The organism is Streptomyces bluensis, from assembly GCF_014650715.1.
Classification (GTDB): Bacteria; Actinomycetota; Actinomycetes; order Streptomycetales; family Streptomycetaceae; genus Streptomyces; species Streptomyces bluensis.
Window position 1 is genome coordinate 90573 of the sequence record NZ_BMVM01000023.1, and the last position, 7917, is coordinate 98489.

A 7917-nucleotide genomic window follows, 5' to 3' on the forward strand; every position below is an offset into this window, starting at 1 on the left:
ACACCGGCTCCTGACACGAAGAAATCCCCCGAGTAATTGCGCTCGGGGGATTTCTCTGCGTATATTCAATGGTTCGCGACTTAACGGAAGCCGGTCGCGGAGAAGTTCAATTGAACGAAGTATATCCGGGCGGGAGCGGAATTGTCAAACAGGGGCTCGCACAAAGAATTCTCCGACGATGAATTGCGGCGTGAGCAGGAATTCATCGACGGACTGTACGTACGCGTGGACGCCCTGCGCGGGGACGCCGAGGTCTCCGTCTCGGACGCGCTGGCACAGGGCAGCACGCCCATGCAGGCGCGGCTGGAGCGGGACATCCTCGTCGCCGAACGCTCCGGGCTGCTCGCCGCACTGAACGCCGTGGACGGTTCGCTCTGCTTCGGCCGGATCGACCTGACCTCCGGCGTCAGCCACCACATCGGCCGTATCGGCATCCGCGCCGACGACGCCGACCGCACACCGATCCTCATCGACTGGCGGGCCGACGTCGCCCGCCCCTTCTACCTCGCCACCGGCCACACCCCCATGGGGCTGCGCCGCCGTCGGCACATCACCACCGAGGGCCGTGACGTCACCGCCCTGCACGACGAGATCCTCGACCTCGGCGACCGGACCCGGACCGGCCACGAGGACCCCACCGGCGACGCCGTGCTGCTCGCCGCGCTGGACGCGGCCCGCACGGGCCGCATGCACGACATCGTGCAGACCATCCAGGCCGACCAGGACCGCATCATCCGCGCACCGCACCGGGGCGTGCTGGTCGTGGAGGGCGGTCCGGGCACCGGCAAGACGGCCGTCGCCCTGCACCGGGCGGCCTATCTGCTCTACGAGTACCGCGAGCTTCTCGCCAGGCGTGCCGTCCTGATCGTCGGCCCCAACCCCGCCTTCCTCGGCTACATCGGCGAGGTGCTGCCCTCCCTCGGTGAGACGGGCGTCCTGCTCGCGACGGTCGGCGAGCTGTTCCCCGGGGTGAAGGCCACCGCCCGGGACACCCCGGACGCCGCCCGCGTCAAGGGCCGCGCCGACATGGCCGACGTCCTCGCCGCCGTCGTACGCGACCGGCAGGCGCTCCCCGACCCGGTGATCGCCATCGAGCACGACCGGGAGATCCTCATGCTCGACGACGACCTCGTACGGGTCGCCCGCGAGCGCACCCGCGACGCGAAGCTCCCGCACAACGTGGCGCGCGAGCACTTCGAGGGCCACATCCTCAACACGCTCACCGACATGGTCGCCGAACGCATCGGCACCGACCCCTACGACGGCTCCAACCTGCTGGACCCCAGCGACATCACCCAGATCCGCGACGAACTCGCCGAGAACCCCGAAGTGTGGTCGGCCATCGACCAGTTGTGGCCCCGGATCACCCCGCAGCGCCTCCTCGCCGACTTCCTCGCCGCGCCCGAGGGGTACGTGTCCGACGCGGACGCGGCCGCCATCCGCCGCCCGGTGACGCGGGCGTGGACCGTGGCGGACGTACCGCTGCTCGACGAGGCGGCCGAACTCCTCGGCGTGGACGACCGGGTGGCACGGGCCGCCGCCGAGCGCGAGCGGGAGGAGCAGATCGCGTACGCGCAGGGCGTGCTGGACGTGTCGTACGCGTCCCGTACGTACGAGTTCGAGGACAAGGAGGACAGCGACCCCGAGGGGTCCGAGGTGCTGTCCGCGCACGACATCATCGACGCCGAGCGGTTCGCCGAACGGCAGGAGGAGGACGACCACCGCAGCGCCGCCGAGCGCGCGGCGGCCGACCGTACCTGGGCGTTCGGGCACATCATCGTCGACGAGGCGCAGGAGCTGTCGCCGATGGCGTGGCGGCTGCTGATGCGGCGCTCGCCGACCCGCTCGATGACCCTGGTCGGAGACCCCGCCCAGACCGCCGAGGAAGCGGGCGTCGGCTCCTGGGCCGGCATCCTCCAGCCGTACGTCGAGGACCGCTGGGAGCACACCCGCCTCGGCGTCAACTACCGCACCCCCGCCGAGATCATGGAGCTCGCGGCGGGGATCGTACGAGCCGAGAACCCCGCTTTCGAGCCGCCGAGCTCGGTCCGCTCCACGGGGGTGCGCCCCTGGGTCCGCCAGGCCCTGGGCGACCTGCCCGGCGAGGTGGCCAAGGCGGTCGCCGAACTGACGCCCGCCGAGGGGCGTCTCGCGGTGATCGCGCCGCGCGACCTGCACCGGGCGCTGGCCGCCCGGCTGGACGGCGTGACGGCGGGCGGGGAGCCGGACCTGACGCACACGGTCGTCCTGCTCGACCCCCGGCAGGCCAAGGGCCTGGAGTTCGACTCGGTGCTCGTCGTGGAGCCGGGGCGGTTCGGTACGAGCGACCTGTATGTGGCGCTCACCCGTGCGACGCAGATGCTGGGCGTCGTGCACGAGGGGGAGCTGCCGGAGGGGCTGGTGGCGGGCGTGGGGTGAGGGTGCGGCGGGGCTGGGTCGCCCCCGGCGCCCCTACTGGGCGGATCTTTCACGGCCGGCGGGGGCGCAAACGGCTACGCGGGGCGGAGCCAGAGGGTGGAGAGCGGGGGGAGCGCCAGGCGGATGCTTGCGGGGCGGCCGTGCCAGGGCTGTGGCTCGGGCTTCACGGGATGCGGGTTGCGGACGTCGCTGCCGCCGTACGCGGCCGCATCCGTGTTCAGGACCTCATGCCACGCCGGCACGTCGTCCGGAACCCCCAGCCGGTACTCGTGCCGCACCACGGGCGAGAAGTTCGACACCGCGAGCAACGGTGCCCCGTCCGCCGCGAACCGCAGGAACGCGAACACGTTGTCCTCCGCCGCGTCCCCCGCGACCCAGGCGAATCCCGAGGAGACGGTGTCCCGTTCCCACAGGGCCGGAGCCTCGCGGTAGACCGCGTTCAGGTCGCGGACCAGGTCGCGTACGCCCCGGTGGTCGGCCTCCGCGCCGTAGGCCGGGTCCAGCAGCCACCAGTCCGGGCCGTGTCCCTCCGACCACTCCGCTCCCTGGGCGAACTCCTGCCCCATGAACAGCAGTTGCTTGCCGGGGTGGGCCCACATGAAGCCGAGGTACGCGCGGTGGTTGGCGCGCTGCTGCCACCAGTCGCCCGGCATCTTGGAGACCAGCGACCTCTTTCCGTGGACGACCTCGTCGTGCGAGATCGGGAGCACGTAGTTTTCGCTGTACGCGTACACCATCGAGAACGTCATCTCGTTGTGGTGGTACCTGCGGTGCACCGGGTCCTTGGACATGTAGTCCAGCGAGTCGTGCATCCAGCCCATGTTCCACTTCAGCCCGAACCCGAGGCCGCCGAAGCCACCGGGACCCATGTGGTGCGTGGCCCGCGTGACGCCGTCCCAGGCGGTGGACTCCTCGGCGATCGTCACCACACCGGGCGCACGCCGGTACACCGTCGCGTTCATCTCCTGAAGGAACGCCACCGCGTCCAGGTTCTCGCGCCCTCCGTGCTCGTTCGGCGTCCACTGTCCGGGCTCGCGCGAGTAGTCCAGGTACAGCATCGAGGCGACCGCGTCCACACGCAGGCCGTCGATGTGGAACTCCTCGCACCAGTACACGGCGTTCGCCACCAGGAAGTTCCGCACCTCCCGGCGCCCGTAGTCGAACTCCAGCGTCCCCCAGTCCGGGTGCGCGGCCCGTAGCGGATCCTGGTGCTCGTACAGCGGACGCCCGTCGAACTCCGCGAGCGCCCAGTCGTCCCGCGGGAAGTGCGCGGGCACCCAGTCCATGATCACGCCGATGCCGGCCTGGTGGAGCCGGTCGACGAGGTACTTGAAGTCGTCGGGGGTACCGAGCCGGGCCGTGGGCGCGTAGAAACCGGTGACCTGGTAGCCCCACGAGCCGCCGAACGGGTGCTCGGCCACCGGCAGCAGCTCCACATGAGTGAAGCCGAGGTCCCGCACGTACGCGGGCAACTGATCCGCCAACTGCCGGTACGTCAGCCCCGGCCGCCAGGACGGCAGGTGCACCTCGTACACCGAGAACGGCGCCTCGTGGGCCGGGCGGTCCGCCCGGCGCGTCATCCACTCCGCGTCGCCCCACTCGTAGTGGGACGCGTGCACGATGGAGGACGTCTCCGGCGGGGTCTGGGTACGGCGGGCCATCGGGTCCGCCCGCAGGGTCCTCGTCCCGTCCGGCCGGGTGATCTCGAACTTGTACAGCTCACCCTCACCGATCGACGGCACGAACAGCTCCCACACCCCGGAGGAGCCGAGCGAGCGCATCGGATACCCCGTGCCGTCCCAGAAGTTGAACGTCCCGGCCAGGCGCACACCGCGCGCGTTCGGCGCCCACACCGTGAAGCGGGTGCCGGTCACGCCCTGGTGCACCATCGGCTCCGCGCCCAGCGCCCGCCACAGCTCCTCGTGCCGCCCCTCGCCGATCAGATGCAGGTCCAGCTCCCCGACCGAGGGCAGGAAACGGTACGCGTCCTCGGTTTCCCGCACCGTCCCCTCGTACGCGACGATCAGCCGGTACGACGCCGGAACGGCCCTCAGCGGCAGGACGGCCGAGAAGAACCCGTCCCCGTCGTCGTGCAGATCGGCGCGCAACTCGTCCGTGACGACGGTGACTCCCAGCGCGTACGGCCGGAACGCCCGGAACACCACACCCCCGGGCGCGGGATGCGCCCCGAGCACGGCGTGCGGCTGATGATGCGTACCACTGAGCAAGCGCTCCCGGTCCCCGCCGTCCACCGCGGGCGAGCACGGCGTCCGCGGCTCGGGGATGCGTACGCCGGTTTCGGTGCCGGTGGCCTCCGGGACCGACGGCTGGGGAGACCGTGCGACGGCCTCGGTCTCCTTCTTCGACGCCCTGGGGTTCTTCGCAGCAGCTTTCTTGGCAGCCGTCTTCTTGGTGGCCGTCTTCTTGGCAGCTGTCTTCTTGGCGGCAGCCTTCTTCGCCCCAGTGGTCTTCTTCGCGGTGGCCCTGCCTTCAATGGCGTTCGTACGGTCGTCGGACGGGGGACGGGCGGTCACGGGTATGGCCTCCTCGGCACAGGCACAGCCAGGTCACAGCATCAGAGCGTCAGAGCATCAGAGCGTCAGGGGGTGTCGTCGTTCGCTGCCAGCCGGCGTATCGCCGCCAGCGGCACCGGCAGCCAGTCGGGGCGGTGCCTGGCCTCGTAGACGACCTCGTACACCGCCTTGTCCGTCTCGTACGCGCGCAGCAGCACGGGGTCGGTCCGCGGGTCGACCCCGGAGAACTCCGCGTACCCGGCGCAGTACGCGGCCCGGCAGAGGCACGCCCAGTCGGGCTCCGTGGGGTGGTGGGCGTGGGCCGCGTAGTCGAAGGAACGCAGCATTCCCGCGACGTCCCGCACGATGGGCTGGGGCAAACGGCGCTCGGTGAGCGACTTGGAGGGCTCGCCCTCGAAATCGATGAGCGACCACTCGCCGTCGGGCGACCGCAGGCACTGGCCCAGGTGCAGGTCCCCGTGGATGCGCTGGGCCGTCCAGGTGCGGCCCTCGGCCGCCAGATCGGCCAGCGCCGCGAAGGCCGAGCGCAACCCGGGGGCGTACCGCCGCAGCGCCGGTACCGCCTGCGCGGCCGCCTCCAGCCGTTGCGTCATCCCGGCCACCAGCAGCTCCAGCTGGGGCCGCCCGAGCGTGACCGTCGGCAGCGCCCGCGCCAGCGCGGTGTGCACCTCGGCCGTCGCGCGCCCCAGCGCCCGCGCCTCCGCGCCGAAGTCCTCTCCCTTGGCCAGCTCCCGCAGTGCCAGCTCCCAGCCGTCGGACGCGCCCTGCACGAAGGGCTGCAGCACGCCCAGGACGTAGGAGTCGTCGCAGGAGGCGAGGTCCGCCATCATCCAGCCCGCCGGGGCCGGCACTCGCGGGCACCCCTCGCGCGCCAGCATCAGCGGCAGCTCCAGGTCGGGATTGGTGCCGGGCACGATCCGCCGCAGCAGCTTCAGGATGAACGTATCTCCATATACGACGGACGAGTTGGACTGCTCGGACGTCACCATGCGGGGTACCAGCTCCGACCGGATCTCCTGCCCCATGTCCCGTTCGAAGCGCAGCTCGCCCACGCGGGCCCGCGTGCGCAGTGCTTCGAGGAGCACGTCGGCGGGCCGGGGGTCGTGCAGCGCCTCGTACACCGTGCGCCCCGCCAGCGGTCCCTCCTCCAGGTGGCCGATCAGCGCGGGCGCGAGCCGTGGCGGCAGAGTTTCGCGCACCCCGATCAGCAGCTGGTAGCAGTCGGCGGGGTGCGCGGCCGCGGTCTGGAGGGGCACGAGCGGCTGATGGGCCCGTACGAGGAGGTGGAGCAGCCCCAGCTTCGCGTTCACGGGCAGCAGTTCGGTCGCCGCGACCAGGGTGAACCCGGTGACCGGCCGGCCCTTGCCGGCGAACCAGCGCTGCCGGGGCAGCCACTCCCGCAGCAGCGGATCGAGAGACGCGAGCAGAGCGGGACCGGCCGTACGAGCGGAGTGCGTAACGACTTCCGACATGGAATGCGTCCTTTCCGCGTCGGGTGGCGGAGGAGCGTCGGGTTGCGTGAAGGGTTCCCAGGGCGGGACGGCGGAAACCGTCCCGCTCTCAGGGTGGCCAGAAGCTGTGACCAGTGGTGCGTAGCGCTACTCGCCGTACTCCCGCCGCAGCCGGAACCAGTAGAAGCCGTGGCCTGCGAGGGTGAGGAGGTAGGGGAGTTCTCCGATGGCGGGGAAGCGGACTCCTCCGATGAGTTCGACGGGGTGGCGGCCGGTGTAGGTGCTGAGGTCGAGTTCGGTGGGCTGGGCGAAGCGGGAGAAGTTGTGGACGCACAGGACGAGGTCGTCGGTGGTGTCGTCGGTTTGGGGGGCTTCGCGGAGGAAGGCGAGGACGGCGGGGTTGGTGGAGGGGAGTTCGGTGTAGGAGCCGAGGCCGAAGGCGGGGTTCTGTTTGCGGATCTCGATCATGCGGCGGGTCCAGTGCAGCAGTGACGAGGGGGAGGACATGGAGGCCTCGACGTTGGTGACCTGGTAGCCGTAGACGGGGTCCATGATGGTGGGCAGGTAGAGGCGGCCGGGGTCGCAGGAGGAGAAGCCGGCGTTGCGGTCGGGGGTCCATTGCATGGGGGTGCGGACGGCGTCGCGGTCGCCGAGCCAGATGTTGTCGCCCATGCCGATTTCGTCGCCGTAGTAGAGGATCGGGCTGCCGGGCAGGGAGAGCAGCAGGGCGGTGAAGAGTTCGATCTGGTTGCGGTCGTTGTCGAGCAGGGGGGCGAGGCGGCGGCGGATGCCGATGTTGGCGCGCATACGGGGGTCTTTGGCGTATTCGGCCCACATGTAGTCGCGTTCTTCGTCGGTGACCATTTCGAGGGTGAGTTCGTCGTGGTTGCGGAGGAAGATGCCCCATTGGCAGTGGGTGGGGATGGCGGGGGTTTTGGCGAGGATTTCGGAGACGGGGTGGCGGGATTCTCGGCGGACGGCCATGAAGATGCGGGGCATGACGGGGAAGTGGAAGGCCATGTGGCATTCGTCGCCGCCGGTCTGGTAGTCGCCGAAGTAGTCGACGACGTCTTCGGGCCATTGGTTGGCTTCGGCGAGGAGGACGGTGTCGGGGTAGTGGGCGTCGATTTCTTTGCGGACGCGTTTGAGGAATTGGTGGGTGGCGGGGAGGTTTTCGCAGTTGGTGCCTTCTGCTTGGTAGAGGTAGGGGACGGCGTCGAGGCGGAAGCCGTCGATGCCGAGGTCGAGCCAGAAGCGGAGGGCGGAGATGATTTCTTCTTGGACGGCGGGGTTTTCGTAGTTGAGGTCGGGTTGGTGGGAGAAGAAGCGGTGCCAGTAGTACTGTTTGCGGACGGGGTCGAAGGTCCAGTTGGAGGCTTCGGTGTCGACGAAGATGATGCGGGCGTCCTGGAACTGTTTGTCGTCGTCGGCCCATACGTAGTAGTCGCCGTAGGGGCCGGTGGGGTCTTTTCTTGATTCCTGGAACCAGGGGTGTTGGTCGCTGGTGTGGTTCA

Annotated in this window: 4 protein-coding genes; 1 reads left to right on the forward strand and 3 read right to left on the reverse strand. The window is 70.1% G+C overall.

The features are described from left to right. Nucleotides 1-123: 123 nt before the first annotated feature. On the forward strand, nt 124-2418 hold the full coding sequence (locus IE262_RS35290) for a HelD family protein (RefSeq protein ID WP_189879539.1): 2295 nt from the start codon (nt 124-126) through the stop codon (nt 2416-2418). Between the two features lie 74 nt (nt 2419-2492). Here the strand turns inward: IE262_RS35290 and glgB are convergent, their stop codons facing one another. From glgB to treS, 3 genes are all read right to left on the reverse strand, one after another. Next, a complete protein-coding gene (glgB, locus tag IE262_RS35295) occupies nt 2493-4952 on the reverse strand; it encodes a 1,4-alpha-glucan branching enzyme (RefSeq protein ID WP_373305214.1) in 2460 nt (819 codons plus the stop codon). Nucleotides 4953-5017: 65 nt separating this feature from the next. Beyond that, nucleotides 5018-6424: a maltokinase N-terminal cap-like domain-containing protein gene (locus IE262_RS35300; protein ID WP_189879527.1), complete on the reverse strand. Its 1407-nt coding sequence runs from the start codon at nt 6422-6424 to the stop codon at nt 5018-5020. A gap of 126 nt (nt 6425-6550) precedes the next feature. Further along, nucleotides 6551-7917 (reverse strand): maltose alpha-D-glucosyltransferase (gene treS / locus IE262_RS35305; RefSeq protein WP_189879529.1); only part of this gene is annotated, 1367 nt, incomplete at its 5' end.